Genomic DNA, 17,685 nt, shown 5'->3' with positions numbered 1-17,685 from the left:
ATTACGATCAAATCTTCCGGAACGGTGCCCAGTAGGCGAATACGCTCCTGCATCTGCGCCCCGTTTTGCCCATCTTTAAAACCGCCGTTGGTCGCGTCCTCGTAGCGATCGGTATCCCCGCTGTAGCGAATGGTTAACCCGTTGAGGGTCGCGGTGGCGCCACCGTTGAATACCCAGATGGGGCCACCCTGGGTCAGTCCGCTGTCGTCATAGCTGGCGCCGGGCAGAAACCCGTTCGCTTCATTGACGAATTTCGCGTCCGCCGTCGCGTTATCGGTAATGCCTTTGCTGACCCAGGTGAAATCCGGGTTGGCGTCGTTGATCGGCGTCCCGACGATATGCTTTCCGTCCCGGGTAAACAGCTGAAGATCGTCGTCCAGCCCCAGGGAGTTGATGGTGATCACCACGTTGGTGGCACCCGCGGGCACGTAGGCCAGCGGCACTATCCCCGAGGTGAAGTTGTAATCCGTGGCCTGGGTCGGGAATTTGACGCTCAGCGGCGGCACGTCGCCGTGCATCAGCGGCGGCAACTCCGGGTTGTCGGTGGCCAGCGGGTACTTCCCGAAAATCTCCGTATTGTTCGAGATGTGATTGATGGTGGCGCTGATCGCTTCAAACTCTTTCTGAATGCTGGCGCGGTCCTCCAGGGAGAGCGTCCCGGTAGCCGCCTGCACCGCCAGGGTTTTGGCGCGGATCAGCAGATCGCTTATCGACGCCAGTCCGCCCTCTGCGGTCTGTGAGAGGCTGATCCCGTCATCAATTCCGCGCGACACCGCGCTGTCGGCGCGCAGGTTGGCCGTCATGCGGTTCGCAATCGCCTGTCCCGCCGCGTCGTCGCGCGCGCCGTTGATGCGCATCCCCGACGACAAGCGCTCCATCGCCTGGCTAAGCGCAGATTCGGCTTTAGTCTGGTTAATTCTCGTTTTTTCGGCGTAGAGATTGGTGTTTATATTGATCATAGCGGTAATCACATACTGACGGTTTCCCGAGTACTGCTATATCGGCGGGGCAAAATTTCACTTTAAGTGTTTTTTTAATGACCAGCGGGCCTGGAAGCCGCGTGGCGTTTGGTTTCAGCAAGTTAGCGCGCAAAAAAAAAGCGCCCTCAGGCGCTCTTTCGACAATTCAGCAGACTTATTTGGTCAGTTCAGCGGTCATGTGCACCTGGTTGCGGTTAAACGCGGAGGTGATTTTGTAAGACGCGCCCATTTCCTGCGCCTGTGCGGCAATTTTCGCTTCGGTTGCATCAAGCGTTGCGCCGCTTGCGGTAATGGTCTGGGAAGCAAACGCGCCGAAAGAGGAGGTCAGAACGAGTGCGGCAACAAAAGTTTTGATGGTTTTCATGGTGTGTTCCCTTAATGATTTAGTTTGGTGTGAGGCGCTCTGCCTCGATGTGATAAATCATAGGGCAACAATCTGTTCACAAAAAGCGCAATGATTTGCTGATATAACTCAAAATTTTTGAACGTTAACGCAGGCGCTGCGGATGGGTGTAAACCGTGGCACGGCCAGGCTTGCTGAAGCCCACCAGCGTCAGGTTACAGCGCTCGGCCACCTCTACCGCCAGCGAGGTTGCCGCCGACACCGCAAACAGGATCTCAACGCCGCACATCGCGGATTTTTGCACCATCTCGTAGCTGGCGCGGCTGCTGACCAGTACCGCGCCGCTGTTCCACCCTTCCCGGGCACGGCGGCCCAGCAGCTTATCGAGCGCCACGTGACGGCCAACGTCTTCGTGCCCACCCAGCGCCTCACCCGAAAGGGTTAGCCAGGCGGCGGCGTGGGTACAGCCGGTCAGCTGGCCCACCGGCTGAAAGGTTTTCAGCGAGGCCAGCGCCTCGTCCAGATTCGCCAGGTCAAACGTCTGGGTAAAAGGCAGCGGCGTCAAAGGCTTACCGATGTCGTCCAGCTGTTCAACCCCGCAGACGCCGCAGCCGGTCCGCCCGGCAAGCTGGCGGCGACGCGCTTTCAGTCCCATAAAGCGACGACTGGATAACTCGATCTGGACCTCGATGCCATTACACCCCTGTACAATATCCATCCCGTAAATTTCGTGTGAAGATTCGACAATGCCTTCCGATAACGAAAAACCAAGGGCAAAAAGTTCCAGATCCTTGGGGGAAGCCATCATCACCACGTGCGAAATGCCGTTATAGACCAGTGCCACCGGCACCTCTTCGGCCAACATGTCTTCCCGGGCATGGGTCAGCGCATCGCGCTGCCACAGCGAAACGGATTTGGCACCTGTGACAGATGTCACACTTTTGACTTGTGATGACGAATTATTCTTCACTTTTTTTTAACCGTATTGGAACCGCCACACGGGCATTATGGTATTCTCGTCGCCCGTCACCTCAGGGACCGAGGTAGGAAACAGCAATTCTGAACCTTTGCGGCCTTGACCGCAAAACAAAAACTAAATCCCCAACGTCTGCGCGGCTTCAGGACCCTTTATGCCGCGTCATGACCAACGGGGTAAATGAGTAATGTCAAAGTAAGGAGTGACCATGCAGGTCAGCAGAAGGCAGTTCTTTAAGATCTGCGCTGGCGGTATGGCAGGCACCACGGTCGCGGCACTGGGCTTTGCGCCCAGCGTAGCGCTGGCAGAAACACGTCAATACAAACTGCTGCGCACCCGTGAAACCCGTAATACCTGTACGTACTGCTCCGTTGGCTGTGGGCTGTTGATGTATAGCCTCGGCGACGGTGCGAAAAACGCCAAAGCATCTATTTTTCACATCGAAGGGGATCCGGACCATCCGGTAAACCGCGGGGCACTCTGCCCGAAAGGCGCGGGCCTGGTGGATTTCATCCACTCTGAAAGCCGCCTGAAATACCCGGAATACCGTGCGCCTGGTTCCGATAAGTGGCAGCGCATCAGCTGGGACGAGGCGTTTGACCGCATCGCGAAGCTGGTGAAAGAAGACCGTGATGCCAACTTCATCGAGAAGAACGACGCAGGCACCACCGTTAACCGCTGGCTCTCCACCGGTATGCTGTGCGCCTCCGCCTCCAGTAACGAAACCGGCTATTTAACTCAAAAATTTACGCGTTCGCTCGGCATGTTAGCCGTCGACAACCAGGCGCGTGTCTGACACGGACCAACGGTAGCAAGTCTTGCTCCAACATTTGGTCGCGGTGCGATGACCAACCACTGGGTCGACATGAAGAACGCCAACCTCATCATTGTGATGGGTGGGAATGCGGCAGAAGCGCATCCGGTGGGATTCCGCTGGGCGATGGAAGCCAAAATCCATAATGGCGCGAAGCTGATTGTTATCGATCCTCGCTTTACGCGTACGGCATCGGTTGCCGATTTCTATACGCCGATCCGCTCCGGTACTGACATTGCGTTCCTGTCGGGCGTACTGCTGTACCTGCTGACTAACAATAAGTTTAACCGTGAATACGTTGAAGCCTACACCAACGCCAGCCTGATCGTGCGTGAAGATTTCGGCTTTGAAGATGGCCTGTTCTCCGGCTACGACGCGGATAAACGTAAATACGATAAAACCTCCTGGAACTATGAGCTGGATGAGAAGGGCTTCGCTAAACGCGATACCACCCTCACCCATCCGCGCTGCGTCTGGAACCTGCTGAAACACCACGTCTCTCGCTATACGCCGGACGTCGTGGCGGACATCTGCGGGACGCCAAAAGCAGACTTCCTGAAGGTGTGTGAATACATTGCCGAAACCAGTGTTCACGACAAAACCGCCTCATTCCTGTACGCGCTTGGCTGGACCCAGCACTCCGTTGGTGCCCAGAACATCCGTACGATGGCAATGATCCAGCTGCTGCTCGGCAACATGGGCATGGCAGGGGGCGGCGTCAACGCACTGCGCGGCCACTCCAACATCCAGGGACTTACCGACCTTGGTCTGCTGTCACAGAGCCTGACTGGCTACATGACGCTGCCAAGCGAAAAACAGACCGACCTTCAGTCTTATCTGACCGCCAACACGCCAACGCCGCTGCGCGAAGGCCAGGTCAACTACTGGAGCAACTACCCGAAATTCTTCGTCTCCTTGATGAAAGCCTTCTACGGCGACAAGGCGACCGCGGAAAACAGCTGGGGCTTTGACTGGCTGCCGAAGTGGGATAAGGGTTACGACGTACTGCAGTATTTCGAGATGATGAACCAGGGCAAAGTGAACGGCTACTTCTGCCAGGGCTTTAACCCGGTTGCCTCATTCCCGAACAAAAACAAAGTCGTCGCGTCGCTCTCGAAACTGAAGTTCCTGGTGACCATCGACCCGCTCAACACCGAGACTGCCACCTTCTGGCAGAACCACGGCGAGCAGAACGACGTCGATACCGCCAGCATTCAGACTGAAGTGTTCCGTCTGCCGTCCACCTGCTTTGCCGAAGAGAACGGTTCTATCGTGAACTCCGGCCGCTGGCTGCAATGGCACTGGAAAGGCCAGGACGCACCGGGCGAAGCCCTGAACGACGGTGAAATTCTCGCCGGTATCTTCCTGCGCCTGCGCAAGATGTATGCCGAAGAGGGTGGTGCCTGTCCGGAGCAGGTGCTGAACATGAGCTGGAACTACTCCACGCCGCATAACCCGTCGCCGGAAGAAGTGGCGATGGAAAGCAACGGTAAAGCGCTGGCCGATATTATCGACCCGGTTACCGGCGATGTGCTGGCGAAGAAAGGCAATCAGCTCGGCACCTTTGCGCACCTGCGCGACGACGGCACCACCTCAAGCGGATGCTGGATCTTCGCCGGTAGCTGGACGCCGGATGGCAACCAGATGGCGCGCCGTGATAACGCCGACCCGTCAGGCCTGGGTAACACCCTTGGCTGGGCATGGGCGTGGCCGCTCAACCGCCGCATCCTCTATAACCGTGCTTCTGCGGACCCGCAGGGCAAGCCGTGGGATCCGAAGCGTCAGCTTCTGTCTTACGCCAACGGTAAATGGGTTGGCGCTGATATTCCGGACTACAGCACCGCGCCTCCGGGCAGCGACGTTGGGCCGTTTATCATGCAGCCTGAAGGGATGGGTCGTCTGTTTGCGATGGATAAGCTGGCCGAAGGCCCGTTCCCTGAGCACTACGAACCGTTTGAAACGCCGCTGGGTACCAACCCGCTGCACCCGAACGTTGTCTCTAACCCCGCCGCCCGCGTCTTTAAAGGCGACATGGAAGCGATGGGTAAAAAAGACAAGTTCCCGTATGTGGGTACCACCTACCGTCTGACCGAGCACTTCCACTACTGGACCAAGCACGCGCTGCTGAACGCTATCGCGCAGCCGGAACAGTTTGTCGAAATCGGTGAGAAGCTGGCAGGTAAACTCGGCATCGCGCAGGGCGATACGGTGAAAGTCTCCTCCAACCGCGGCTACATCAAAGCCAAGGCGGTGGTGACCAAGCGTATCCGCACGCTTAACGTCCACGGACAGGAAGTCGATACCATCGGTATTCCTATCCACTGGGGTTACGAAGGCGTGGCGAAGAAAGGCTTTATTGCTAACACCCTGACGCCGTTCGTCGGCGACGCGAACACCCAGACGCCGGAATTTAAGGCGTTCCTGGTGAATGTGGAAAAGGTGTAACGGAGACGAATCATGGCTTATCAATCTCAAGACATTATCCGTCGTTCCGCGACTAACGGTTTCACTCCCGCGCCCCAGGCGCGGGATCACCAGGAAGAGGTGGCGAAACTTATCGACGTCACGACCTGTATCGGGTGTAAAGCCTGTCAGGTCGCGTGTTCGGAGTGGAACGACCTGCGTGACGAAGTGGGAAATAACGTTGGGGTGTATGACAACCCGGCCGACCTGACCGCTAAGTCATGGACCGTGATGCGCTTCTCGGAAGTGGAGCAGAACGACAAACTCGAATGGCTTATCCGCAAGGATGGCTGTATGCACTGCGCCGATCCGGGCTGCCTGAAGGCGTGCCCGGCGGAAGGCGCAATCATTCAGTACGCCAACGGGATTGTCGATTTCCAGTCCGAGCAGTGCATTGGCTGCGGCTACTGCATCGCCGGCTGCCCGTTCGACGTACCGCGTCTGAACCCGGACGACAACCGCGTCTACAAATGCACCCTGTGCGTAGACCGTGTCACCGTGGGTCAGGAACCCGCGTGCGTGAAAACCTGCCCAACTGGCGCTATCCACTTTGGTACCAAAGAGGATATGAAGCAGCTGGCTGGCGAACGCGTGGCAGAGCTGAAAACCCGTGGTTATGAAAACGCAGGCCTGTACGATCCGGCGGGCGTTGGCGGTACACACGTTATGTACGTGCTGCACCACAACGACAAGCCGAATCTCTATCACGGTCTGCCGGAAAACCCGGAAATCAGCGAAACCGTGAAGTTCTGGAAAGGCATCTGGAAACCGCTCGCCGCTATCGGCTTTGCGGCAACCTTCGCCGCCAGCGTCTTCCACTACGTCGGCGTAGGCCCGAACCGTGCGGAAGAAGAGGAAGACAACCTTGATGAAGAGAAAGACGAGGTGCGCAAATGAAACGTCGTGACACCATCGTGCGCTACACGGCGCCAGAACGCATCAACCACTGGGTCACCGCCTTCTGCTTCGTGCTGGCGTCGGTGAGCGGGCTGGGCTTTTTCTTCCCGTCCTTTAACTGGTTGATGGGCATTCTCGGCACGCCGCAGCTGGCGCGCATCCTGCACCCCTTCGTGGGTGTGGTGATGTTTGCCTCGTTCATCATCATGTTCTTCCGTTACTGGCACCATAACCTGATTAACCGCGACGATATCTTCTGGGCGAAAAACATCCGCAAGATCGTGGTGAATGAGGAAGTGGGCGACACCGGGCGCTATAACTTCGGCCAGAAATGTGTGTTCTGGGCGGCGATTATCTTCCTGGTGCTGCTGCTGGTGAGCGGCGTGGCGATCTGGCGTCCTTACTTCGCGCATGCATTCCCGATTCCGATCATCCGCCTGGCGCTGCTGGTACATTCATTTGCCGCAGTGGCGCTAATTGTGGTTATCATGGTGCATATTTACGCCGCCCTTTGGGTGAAAGGCACCATCACCGCAATGGTGGAAGGCTGGGTTACCTCGACGTGGGCGAAGAAACATCACCCGCGCTGGTACCGGGAAGTCCGCCAGAAACAGGATAAACCAACTGAATGAGCATTCGCATTATCCCGCAAGATCAGCTGGAGAAGAGCGAGAAACGCACGGCGGAGACTATTCCGCCGTTATTATTCCCCAGGCTGAAAAATCTCTATAACCGACGCGCCGCTCGCCTGCGCGAACTGGCTGAGAATAACCCGCTAGGCGATTATCTGCGTTTCGCGGCGCAGATTGCCCATGCCCAGGAAGTGGTGCTCTACGACCACCCGCTGGAGCTGGACCTGACCGCGCGTCTGCATGAAGCCGCCGCACAGGGCAAACCGCCGCTGGATATTCACGTTCTGCCGCGCGATGCGCACTGGCAGCGTCTGCTGCACTCGCTTATCGCCGAGCTGAAGCCAGAGATGACCGGCCCGGCGCTGGCGGTTATCGAGAATCTTGAAAAAGCCTCGTCTCAGGAGCTGGAAGCGATGGCAAGCTCGCTGTTTGCCGCCGACTTCGCCGACGTCAGCAGCGATAAAGCCCCGTTTATCTGGGCTGCGCTGTCGCTCTACTGGGCGCAGATGGCGAGCCTGATCCCAGGCAAAGCCCGCGCTGAGTACGGTGAAGCACGCCAGTTCTGCCCGGTATGCGGCAGTATGCCGGTCTCCAGCATCGTGCAGATTGGCACGACGCAGGGGCTGCGCTACCTGCACTGCAACCTGTGCGAGAGCGAGTGGCACGTGGTGCGCATCAAATGCAGCAACTGCGAGCAGACCCGCGACTTGCACTACTGGTCCATCGACTCCGAACAGTCGGCTATCAAAGCCGAAAGCTGCGGCGACTGCGGCACTTACCTGAAGATCCTCTATCAGGAAAAAGACCCTAACGTTGAAGCCGTTGCGGACGACCTGGCCTCGCTGGTGCTTGACGCACGCATGGAGCAGGAAGGCTTTGCCCGCAGCTCCATCAACCCGTTCCTGTTCCCGGGAGAAGGGGAGTAGTATTAAACACGCATCGGCAGATTGTTACCGATTAAGGGTGTATTACTCCTGACGATAAAGGGCCTGTGAGCATATGCGAGCGGGCCTTTTTATTTACCGGCCCCCATCGTCGAGCCAGATATACTGCGGCTACTGACTTAACGCCAAGATGACATGCTTCGGATCTTTTTCAATCGCCCGTAAAAGCGCTTTTGCCGGCCCCGTAGGCGAACGCCTGCCCTGTTCCCAGTTTCGTAATGTATCAACGCTTACCGCAATCAGGCTCGCAAATTTTGTTTGAGACAGACCGGATGCTTGGCGTATTTCCTTGATTTTCAAAGCATCTATTTTAAAAATACGCGCAGGTGACTGCGTTCCCTCAAGGATGGCGTTCATCTGCATCATACTTTCGGCCAATTGTTCAAACAGTGTCTTGTCCATTACCACCCCGCATTGAGCTTTCGTAACATCGCTTTTTCCTGAGCCGAGAGATCGTCTTTCACTCCCTTGCGATAGATGAGCAGCAACCGGATTTCATCCTCAGCGTAGCGATAAAAATAAATGATACGCACGCCGCCTCGTTTACCCCGGCCTTGCGCTAACCAGCGGACTTTTCTCAACCCACCCGTATCGGGAATGATATCGCCGCAATCGGGTTTAACCGCCAGAAAAAGCTGTAAGCGCTGGTACTCCTCATCACTCAGCAACGACCTGACGCCCGCAGTAAAGATGTCCGTTTCTATAAAAAGCATATCCTATACGCCATTGACTTATGCTTGCAAGCGGTAAACGTACGTCATTGACGTACCCATGATACGCCATAGTAACCTGATGATCATGAAAGGAAGCAATCACTTACAGGGCCGGCATTCCCCTTCTGCGAGGCGCTTTCCAGAAACCGTTATTGCCTGGTTTTACAGTGTTTTTTCGCACAGCTAACGGCGTAAAACACCCGGGCGTCATCCCGCGGCGTCAGGGCCACACGCGCCGTGCCTGCGCGCAGGGCGGCTAAGCCAGGGCAGCCACTCCTGGCCGGGACGGGTTTCAGATTGAATCCGCCGCAACAGCGCCGACTGCGCTATGGCATAAAAAAGCCGCCCGCAGGCGGCCTGGAAAGTTTGATAGCTCACAGCGTCACGGTAAACACGCTCACGCCATGTTGCGGCGTTACCACAACGCCCCACTCGCTGCCCGCCTGCGTAGCCCCCTCGGTACCATCAATCCGCTGCACGTTGCGCAGGCACAGTGACCAGCCCGACGCATCGCCCTCGCCGCGAACCGTCAGCTGGTTACCGATGCGGCTCACGCGCAGCGTAAACCGCACCGCGCCATCCGCGCCCGGCACCTCGCATAATGCCTCGCGCCCGTCTTCAAGGTGAAACAGCTGGAACGCCGTGCCCTGATGCCAGGCGTAGTCAGGCTTCTGGTCGTTATTCCCAAGCGCCAGCAGGGTGTTATCGCGCACATAAGCCGGCAGGCTGAGGAAATCATGCCGCTGCCTGTACCAGCGGCTGCCAGGCAGCTCATCGTTGTGCCACAGGTGCGTCCAGCGCCCTTCCGGTAGCCAGAAGCTCACCTCGCCCTGCTCGCTGAACACCGGGGCCACCAGCAGAGCATCGCCCAGCATGTACTGCCGGTCGAGATAGTCGCAGGCAGGGTCGTCCGGGAACTCCAACATCATGGCGCGCATGACCGGCGTGCCGCACTCGCGTGCCAGCACCGACTGGCGATAGAGATACGGCATCAGGCGGCATTTCAGCTGGGTGAAATGCCGCACCACATCGCAGGCCTCGTCGTCATACGCCCAGGGCACGCGGTAAGATTTGCTGCCGTGCAGGCGGCTATGGCTGGAGAGCAGCCCGAACGCGCACCAGCGCTTGTAGACGTGCGCCGGGGCGGTATTTTCGAACCCACCGATATCGTGGCTCCAGAACCCAAACCCGGAGAGGCCAATCGACAGCCCACCGCGCAGGCTCTCTGCCATCGACTCATAATTGGCATAGCAGTCGCCGCCCCAGTGCACCGGGAACTGCTGCGCGCCAACCGACGCTGAGCGCGCGAACAGCACCGCTTCCTCTTCGCCAACGGTATCTTTCAGCACCTTCCACACCAGCTCGTTGTAGATAAACGCGTAGTGGTTATGCATTTTTTGCGGGTCGGCGCCGTCGTGCCACACCACATCGGTGGGGATGCGCTCGCCGAAGTCGGTTTTGAAGCAGTCCACGCCCATTGCCACCAGCCGTTTAAGGTGCCCGGCATACCAGGCGCTCGCCGCCGGATTGGTGAAATCAACGATGGCCAGACCGGGCTGCCACTTGTCCCACTGCCATACCGCGCCGTTCGGGCGTTTCAGCAAATAGCCTTTCTCCATACCTTCCCGGAATAGCGGTGATTTCTGGCCAATGTAGGGGTTTATCCAGACGCAGATTTTCAGCCCGCGTGCTTTCAGACGCCGGAGCATGCCTTCCGGATCCGGGAAGGTTGCCGGGTCCCACTCAAAATCGCACCACTGAAACGCCTTCATCCAGAAACAGTCGAAGTGAAATACGTGCAGCGGCAGGTTGCGCTCTGCCATCCCATCAATGAAGCGGTTAACCGTTTCTTCATCGTAGTTGGTGGTAAAGGAGGTGGTGAGCCACAGCCCGAATGACCAGGCAGGCGGTAGCGCCGGGCGACCGGTAAAGCGCGTGTAACGGTCCAGCACCGCTTTGGGCGTGGGGCCATCAATAACAAAGTACTCCAGGTGCTCGCCCTCCACGCTGAACTGCACCTTTGAGACTTTCTCGGAGCCAACTTCAAACGACACGCACTCAGGGTGATTGACCAGTACCCCGTAGCCGCGGTTGGTGAGATAGAACGGGATATTTTTATACGCCTGCTCGGTGCTGGTGCCGCCGTCGCGGTTCCAGGTCTCCACCGTTTGTCCGTTACGCACCAGAGCGGTAAAGCGCTCGCCCAGGCCATACACCGTCTCGCCCACGCCCAGGTCAAGACGCTCAAAAACATAGTTACGTCCGGTGTTACCGTCCTGCACGTAGCCGTTATTTTTCACCTGGCTGCCGGTGATGCGTTCGCCGTGACGCAGGAAATCCAGCGCCCAGTGCTCGCCTTTCGACACCCTCACGCTCAGGCTGCCGCTGGTGAGTTCCGCATACGTGTCGCCGTTATGCAGCGTGACCGGGTGCCCCGCCATCACGTTCAGCGGAAAATGCGGGCCACGGGCCGCCACTCCCTGAAAATGCTCAATGCGCACGCCGATAATGCCCTCCTGCGGCGAGAAGAAGCGCAGGGTGAACAGCGGTGTATCCAGCTGCCAGGTGCGCTCGCGGACATCACGCGGCGCGGCGTAGACCACCAGTTCATTGCCCTGCTCCTCCACATCGAAGACCTGTAGCGGGTGCGTCAGGGTCAGTCCGGGCTGGATCAGCCAGTTTCCATCACTGATTTTCATAACATTATCCTTTTACTGCTGAAGTTCTTTGCGTACCGGAACCTGCTCAAACTCCCGCTGATTGCGGCGCGCGCTGTCAGCAAGCTGGGACAGGATGGACATCAGGTAAGGGGTTTTCAGGGTGTAGTAGCGTTTTGCCACCAGCGCGCTAATCAGGTAGCAGATGGCCGGCACGATGGTGAACAACGCGATGATGATGCTAATCGTGGCGCTGTTCTGCGTGGTCGCCGCTGCGTTGTAGCCGCCGCCCGCCAGCATCCAGCCAATCAGCGCCCCGCCGATGGCCAGGCCCAGTTTCAGGACGAACAGCGTCCCGGCAAAACTGATGCCGGTCAGGCGCTTACCGTTGCGCCACTCGCCGTAATCCACGGTGTCGGACATCATGACCCACTGGATGGGCGTGACCAGCTGGTGCAGCACGCCGATAACAAAAATGAAGCTAAACATCAGCACGCTGGCATGCAGCGGAACGAAGAACATGGCGAAGCTCAGCACCGCCAGCGCGGCGTTGGTCCACCAGAACACGCTGACCTTGCACTTCCAGTCGGTAAGCGGCTTAGCGAGGGCGCTGCCGAACAGGTTGCCGACGCAGTAGGTGGTCAGAAACGCGGTAAACAGTGCCGGCGAACCCATGATCCAGGTGACGTAATACATCATCGCCCCGCCGCGTACCGACACCGCGAGGATGTTAAGGATGGTGAGCAGCCCCACCACGCGCCACTGATCGTTTTGCAGGATATCCCGCAGGTCTTCACGCATCGGCGTGGTACTCGGCGGTGCAGAAACGCGCTCTTTGGTGGTAAAGAAGCAGAACGCCAGCATCAGAAACGCCACCACCGACAGCACCGCAATCCCGCCCTGGAAACCCACCGCTTTATCTTCACCGCCAAGCAAGCTTACCAGCGGCATCATCAGCACCGTTGAGAGCATCCCGCCCGCGGTTGCCAGCACAAAGCGCCAGGACTGCAGAGAGATGCGCTGCTGCGGGTCGCTGGTGATCACCCCGCCCAGGGCGCAGTAAGGAATATTGACCACGGTGTACATCAGGGTGAGCAGCGTGTAGGTGACGGCGGCGTAGACCATCTTGCCGGTCAGGCTCAGCTCCGGCGTGCTGTAGGCGAACACGCAGACAATGCCGAACGGCAGCGCACCGAAAATGATCCACGGCCTGAACTTGCCCCAGCGGCTGCGGGTGCGGTCGGCGACCAGCCCCATAACCGGGTCGGAGATGGCGTCCAGCGCGCGGGCGAGTAAGAACATGGTGCCGACAAACCCGGCGGGAATACCGAAGATATCGGTATAAAAGAACATCATGTACAGCATCACATTATCAAAGATGATATGGCTGGCGGCATCGCCCATGCCGTAACCAATCTTCTCTTTTACAGACAATATCTGATCGCTCATCACGTTGATCCTCGGGGCTTTTTAATCGCTAAAAAACGTATCCGAGTTGTAAACCTTCCCGCGGGGGCCGGGTATTCTGTTTTCTGGTTATCAGATTATGTTTCCTGATTTTTGTGATCGGGGTAGCTCAATCGAAGTAATTGAAAACAGCTAAGCGCTGGAAAATGCGTGTCTTTATCCAAAACTTCCCGCAAAACGGGCATCAGAAAAAATAAAAAACCGGTGAGGGGATGGTGTAACCCTGAGAAGTAGCTATAATTCGCCCCGCCTCCATGTAGCAATGCAGGCGCGGAAGATCGTCGTCTCCGGTGAGGCGGCTGGACTTCAACTCCAGTTGGGACCGCCAGCGGCCCCGGGCAGGTTCGACTCCTGTGATCTTCCGCCAATCTCACTCTTTTCGCGTCAACCATCGTTAATCAAATTCATAAAAATCTTTAAGTTAGGTTGAAACCTCGTGCTCCAGATATCACTCTAATTTTACTCAAATTTAATCCATAATGGGGTATTTGAGGGGGTTTAAAACTTCCTATCAGAAGTGAGACTCTTAAGTGTAGGCGGAATGCCCTCAACCGACGTAAAGCGCACACAGTAAAGCCCTTGGTCAAACCTTATAAGCTTGCTAACGGCGGCGACCTGTTCTTACTGGCCAATCCCGACTGGCGAATGAAATATCGCGTTTTAGGACGTGAGAAATTATCACCTATTCGTGTTTATACTGATATACCTTTTGCTAGGGCGCGTCAGAAAAGAGATGAAGCCAGACGCAGCATTGCAGCCCGAGATGAGCCAGCGTGATCAAAAAGGCACATAGCTAAAGCTGATCGCTGGGCACTACGCAACTCCATGATGCATTTGAAAAGGATAATTTTCCTATAAATGTTTCAGGTCTATTGCCGAGATAAAGCCATTAAAACTGCTTGAATGACTCCGACGAACGGCCATTTTACTTCACGCCACTAAGAGAAATTAATTTAAAATTCTCATTAGTTATATAGGCCCTACTACTTGAGTGGGGAATACTTGGGGCGAACGCCGCCGCTGGTTCCCGCTCACCGGAGCCAGGATAAATGGCTGCCTCTTCTCCACCAACGCCACAACGGCGATCACAACGCTGGCGTATTACGGTTCCACCTTCCGACATTGATCACAAATCATCTGAAATCTCTGCTAATCGGCGGAGATTTTTTATTACCATACTAAAGATTTTGTATACGGAGGCGAGTATAAATAGGGATACAGCCAGTGCCCCTTATAGCAGACCAACAGGCGCCGCTTATGTACCATCATGCATGTACATTAAAAGCGATGCATAAGCGGGCAGGCGTGGCAGGCTAACATTGCGCATATGTAACAGATTCAGTTTTTCACCAGCCAGATGGAACGACCATGAAGAGACAACCTTTTACAAAATATATCCTTGAAAAAAACTTACTTCCAAGAGAAAAATTTCATTTGGGTAGCAGGCTTTTAATTGAAAAAATTTGTAATGACGCACATCTGATAGCTGAGGAAAATTTTCGTTCCGGCGTTCAGGTAAATACTTTTATGCTTCATGGAAAATCCGTTTACTCGACCAAGTGCCTTAAAGAGAAAATAATATTAAGACACTGCTCTCAAAATTTAAACCAAGCGTTAGGCTTAAGTCTAAAACAAAGAAATACAATTATTGATGAGATCAAAACTTACCTTGCGGAAGGTACACAGTATAAAATATATAGACTTGACATTAAAAGTTTTTTTGAGTCAATTGATGTAAGTGTTTTGATTGGAAGTATTGAAGAGAACATTAACATATCAAGACACACTCGCAATCTTGTTGAATGGTATTTAAAGGGCTGCCAATTAAAACACAACAATATTGGACTACCTAGAGGCCTAGAGATAAGCCCAATACTATCAGATATTTATCTAATAAATTTTGATGAAAAATTGAACTCAGCTAAAAACGTAATCTACTACAGTAGGTTTGTAGATGACATAATATTGATTACTAATGGAGATGAAAATGAGGGATTATTTCTACAATCCATTAATGAAATTTTGCCAACCGGGTTAAAATTAAATAACTCAGTGCATAAAAAATCAATATCACCATTAATTGAAAAAAGAAAGCAAGGAGATGCCCCTAACGGAACCTTACTTTATTCTTTTGATTTCCTAGGATACAAAATTGGAATTACTAACACCCATGTTCCGGCAAAAGGTAATGCCCATAAATCAGTTTACAGGAAGGTAGCAATTGATTTCTCTGACAAGCGATTAAAAAAGTTTAAAACACGTATTAGTCGTGCATTTTATGCTTATAATAACGACACTGACTTTTCTCTGCTTCATGACAGAATAAAATTCCTCACAAGTAACAGAGGGATAAAAAGGCAATTAAAGGGAAACGGAATTATTATAAAAAAAAGCATATCAACCGGTATTTTTTATAGTAATTCGAAATTAGATTCCCACTCAGTCCATCTTACTCAGCTTGATAGCTTCTTATACTTTTGTATAAACAACGTCAATTGTAGAATGAATTCTAAAGTAAGAAAAAAGCTTACAAAAGAGCAAAAAAAACAATTACTAAAAAACAGCTTTCGATCAGGGTTTAATAAAAAAATACACATAAACTTTAATTTCAACAGATGCTCAGAGATTATTAAAATATGGCAATAAATAAAATAAAAGTTAAGTTAGACAAAAAAGACCACTTTAGAGCACTTCTGAGTGACACCATTCCATTTGATAACCCTATAATTTTTTCTAATGATGGTTTTTACGTAAATGTCAGAAAAATAGAAAACAGTATTAGCAAAGTCAAATTCTCGCCGATTGAATCATTATATCAGAAAATAATCAACCCACTCCTTGATGAGTCAGGAAGTAACATTGAGTCGAAAAGAAAAAAACAAAGCTCACCGTATAAATATAAAATAATTAAAGATAGTTATAGTTCAAGAGAACTGTCATTAATCCACCCAAGATCTCAGCTAAATTATTGCGAATTTTATAAAAAATTCTCTCCAGTAATTTTCTACAACATATCCCGGAGTAAATTTTCGATAAGAAAGCCAGTAAAAGTTTCAAGTTCTTTTTATATAAAATCGGATGAGATAAGTGGGAAATATAAAAAATCTGAAATTAACTCGAGCCAGAATGAACTTTTCCAAAAATACTCATCTTCTTTCTTTTCATATGAAGGATACACAAGGTTGTATAAATTCTTTAACAGCCTAAATTTCTATGAGCAAGAAAAAAACTTTGCCTTTATGTGGACTTTGGATGTTTCCCACTGTTTTGATAGTATTTACACGCACTCTATTTCATGGGCAATTAAAGACAAAGACTACATTAGAGCTCATTTAGAATATCCAAGCCAATTCGCTCAAGAGCTTGATACCTTAATGCAACGCAGCAATAATAATGAGACAAATGGAATTCCTATAGGTTCCGAGTTCAGCAGGGTTTTTTCAGAATTGATTTTTCAGCGTATAGATCAAGATATTGAAGAACATTTAAATGATAAATATCATTGGAAGCAGCCTCACGATTATAAAATATTGCGCTACGTTGACGACTTTATCGTTTTTTCTCACAGCGCAGAACAAGCTTTAAAAATAACACAAATAATAAGCATGAAATTAAAGAATTACAACTTAAACCTTAACAATCAAAAAGTTACGAAACTTGAACGCCCTTTCTGCACCAAAAAAACTAGCATGATAACGAAAATAAATGAATCGTTAGATTTGTTAAAAAAAACCATAACCAGCGAAAAGCATGGTATAATCACCATTCTAAAAATAAACAAAAGAAATGAACTCTATAAGGCATTCATTAATAAGTGCAAATCTATTTGTTTAGATCATGACTCATCCTACGGTGATGTTGCATCATATTTAATTTCTTCGCTGTGCAGTTTAACATCTAAAATCATAGATCAATTTGATTTTAAGGAAAGTGATGAATCTCTATTAGATATTCAATTAGTTTACAACCTAAAAGACTCGTTGTTTTTATTAAGCGACTTGATTGTATTCTTTTACAGTGTACACCCTAATATTGCATCATCCTATAAGACTGCAAAATCCATTATTATTATTGACGAGTATTTAGGTCGACTGAACTATGACTATCAAAATATATTTAGAACAAAGATTTCTCATTCAGCCGAAAATATATACATACCGCAAGGGTCATTTAAATTAAACAGTAATGACAGAACACCCATTGAAAAAATGAACTTTATTTTATCCACTACTTTTTTTGGTGATAACTATTTAATAGGAAAAGATGCATTTAATGAAATAGTCGATGGTAAAGACCTTGATTACTTCACCATTATATCATGTTTATTTTACTTTAGGCACAGAAACTCCTTTAAAAACTTAAAGATGAAACTAGAAAAAATAATAAAGTCTAAGCTCACAAAAAATCAGAACTTTTTGCAAGACTCTCAACAAGCCCATCTACTGCTGGATATTTTATCCTGTCCTTTTGTCACTGAAAAAACACGTCGCGAGATCTATGTTTCCTTTTTGAAATCAAACTATGAAAACCTAATTCGACCACATAGTGAGATTACGTCAGATCTTCACGAATTATTAAAAACTAATTGGTTCGTAAATTGGAGAAGTCATGATTTGTTGACCATGATTGAAAGAAAAGAGTTGAAAGTAACCTATTAAAATAGTTTAATAAAATTCGGCCAGTCTCGTTATATTTACGTTGCTTTTTTAGGACGTCTTCACCCGCGTGAAACTCGGATCATGATGTATGTGGTCTTAAACCCTTCAGATAGACTTGTTGGAGCGTGACACAAGGCGTTG

14 protein-coding genes and 1 tRNA gene are annotated in these 17,685 nt (G+C 51.9%); 8 read left to right on the top strand and 7 right to left on the bottom strand.

The genetic code is table 11. From position 1 onward, the window contains the following. The 3 genes from DW58_RS21475 to fdhD all read right to left on the bottom strand — a co-directional run. Window positions 1-959: flagellin (locus tag DW58_RS21475; RefSeq protein WP_235810704.1), on the bottom strand; the 959-nt coding region annotated here is incomplete at its 3' end. Between the two features lie 175 nt (window positions 960-1,134). Next, on the bottom strand, window positions 1,135-1,344 hold the full coding sequence (locus tag DW58_RS18430) for a YdgH/BhsA/McbA-like domain containing protein (RefSeq protein ID WP_024547937.1): 210 nt from the start codon (window positions 1,342-1,344) through the stop codon (window positions 1,135-1,137). Between the two features lie 124 nt (window positions 1,345-1,468). Further along, window positions 1,469-2,260, bottom strand: a complete 792-nt coding sequence (gene fdhD, locus DW58_RS18425) for a formate dehydrogenase accessory sulfurtransferase FdhD (RefSeq protein WP_029593280.1) — start codon at window positions 2,258-2,260, stop codon at window positions 1,469-1,471. A gap of 247 nt (window positions 2,261-2,507) precedes the next feature. Between fdhD and fdnG the strand changes: the two genes are divergently transcribed. Genes fdnG through fdhE form a run of 4 tightly spaced genes read left to right on the top strand, consistent with a single transcriptional unit; the run spans window position 2,508 to window position 8,031 of the window. Beyond that, complete coding sequence (fdnG, locus tag DW58_RS18415) at window positions 2,508-5,558, top strand: formate dehydrogenase-N subunit alpha (protein ID WP_152525671.1); 3,051 nt, start codon at window positions 2,508-2,510, stop codon at window positions 5,556-5,558. Between the two features lie 12 nt (window positions 5,559-5,570). Beyond that, a complete protein-coding gene (fdxH, locus tag DW58_RS18410; RefSeq protein WP_024547941.1) occupies window positions 5,571-6,473 on the top strand; it encodes a formate dehydrogenase subunit beta in 903 nt (300 codons plus the stop codon). Continuing rightward, window positions 6,470-7,105 carry a formate dehydrogenase cytochrome b556 subunit gene (gene fdoI / locus DW58_RS18405; protein ID WP_024547942.1) on the top strand — a complete coding sequence of 212 codons (636 nt, stop codon included), beginning with the start codon at window positions 6,470-6,472 and terminating at the stop codon, window positions 7,103-7,105. Before fdxH ends, fdoI begins: the two co-directional genes overlap by 4 nt. Next, a complete protein-coding gene (gene fdhE / locus DW58_RS18400; RefSeq protein ID WP_024547943.1) occupies window positions 7,102-8,031 on the top strand; it encodes a formate dehydrogenase accessory protein FdhE in 930 nt (309 codons plus the stop codon). Before fdoI ends, fdhE begins: the two co-directional genes overlap by 4 nt. Window positions 8,032-8,160: 129 nt before the next feature. Here the strand turns inward: fdhE and DW58_RS18395 are convergent, their stop codons facing one another. The 4 genes from DW58_RS18395 to DW58_RS18380 all read right to left on the bottom strand — a co-directional run bounded on the left by DW58_RS18395 (window position 8,161) and on the right by DW58_RS18380 (window position 12,868). Then, a complete protein-coding gene (locus DW58_RS18395; RefSeq protein WP_024547944.1) occupies window positions 8,161-8,451 on the bottom strand; it encodes a helix-turn-helix domain-containing protein in 291 nt (96 codons plus the stop codon). After that, window positions 8,451-8,762, bottom strand: a complete 312-nt coding sequence (locus DW58_RS18390) for a type II toxin-antitoxin system RelE/ParE family toxin (protein ID WP_024547945.1) — start codon at window positions 8,760-8,762, stop codon at window positions 8,451-8,453. Before DW58_RS18390 ends, DW58_RS18395 begins: the two co-directional genes overlap by 1 nt. A 374-nt stretch (window positions 8,763-9,136) precedes the next feature. Then, window positions 9,137-11,461, bottom strand: a complete 2,325-nt coding sequence (gene yicI / locus DW58_RS18385) for an alpha-xylosidase (protein WP_024547946.1) — start codon at window positions 11,459-11,461, stop codon at window positions 9,137-9,139. A gap of 12 nt (window positions 11,462-11,473) precedes the next feature. Beyond that, window positions 11,474-12,868 (bottom strand): glycoside-pentoside-hexuronide family transporter, encoded by a 1,395-nt coding sequence (locus tag DW58_RS18380; protein WP_024547947.1) that lies wholly within the window; start codon window positions 12,866-12,868, stop codon window positions 11,474-11,476. A gap of 290 nt (window positions 12,869-13,158) precedes the next feature. Here DW58_RS18380 and DW58_RS21075 point away from each other — a divergent pair. The 4 genes from DW58_RS21075 (at window position 13,159) to drt3b (ending at window position 17,544) form a co-directional block, all read left to right on the top strand. Continuing rightward, window positions 13,159-13,253, top strand: a tRNA-Sec gene (locus DW58_RS21075). A gap of 212 nt (window positions 13,254-13,465) precedes the next feature. Beyond that, window positions 13,466-13,663, top strand: coding sequence for an Arm DNA-binding domain-containing protein (locus tag DW58_RS21625; protein WP_350222805.1), 198 nt, complete (start codon window positions 13,466-13,468; stop codon window positions 13,661-13,663). 591 nt (window positions 13,664-14,254) lie between these two features. Beyond that, complete coding sequence (gene drt3a / locus DW58_RS20480; RefSeq protein WP_071789225.1) at window positions 14,255-15,532, top strand: antiviral reverse transcriptase Drt3a; 1,278 nt, start codon at window positions 14,255-14,257, stop codon at window positions 15,530-15,532. After that, complete coding sequence (gene drt3b, locus DW58_RS18375; protein ID WP_024547948.1) at window positions 15,523-17,544, top strand: antiviral reverse transcriptase Drt3b; 2,022 nt, start codon at window positions 15,523-15,525, stop codon at window positions 17,542-17,544. The genes drt3a and drt3b overlap by 10 nt, the downstream gene beginning before the upstream one ends. The last annotated feature ends 141 nt before the right edge of the window (window positions 17,545-17,685 follow it).

It is taken from the genome of Siccibacter turicensis LMG 23730 (genome assembly GCF_000463155.2).
Lineage (GTDB): Bacteria > Pseudomonadota > Gammaproteobacteria > Enterobacterales > Enterobacteriaceae > Siccibacter > Siccibacter turicensis.
Note: the sequence above shows the minus strand (reverse complement) of the source record. Positions and strands in the feature narration are given on the sequence as shown.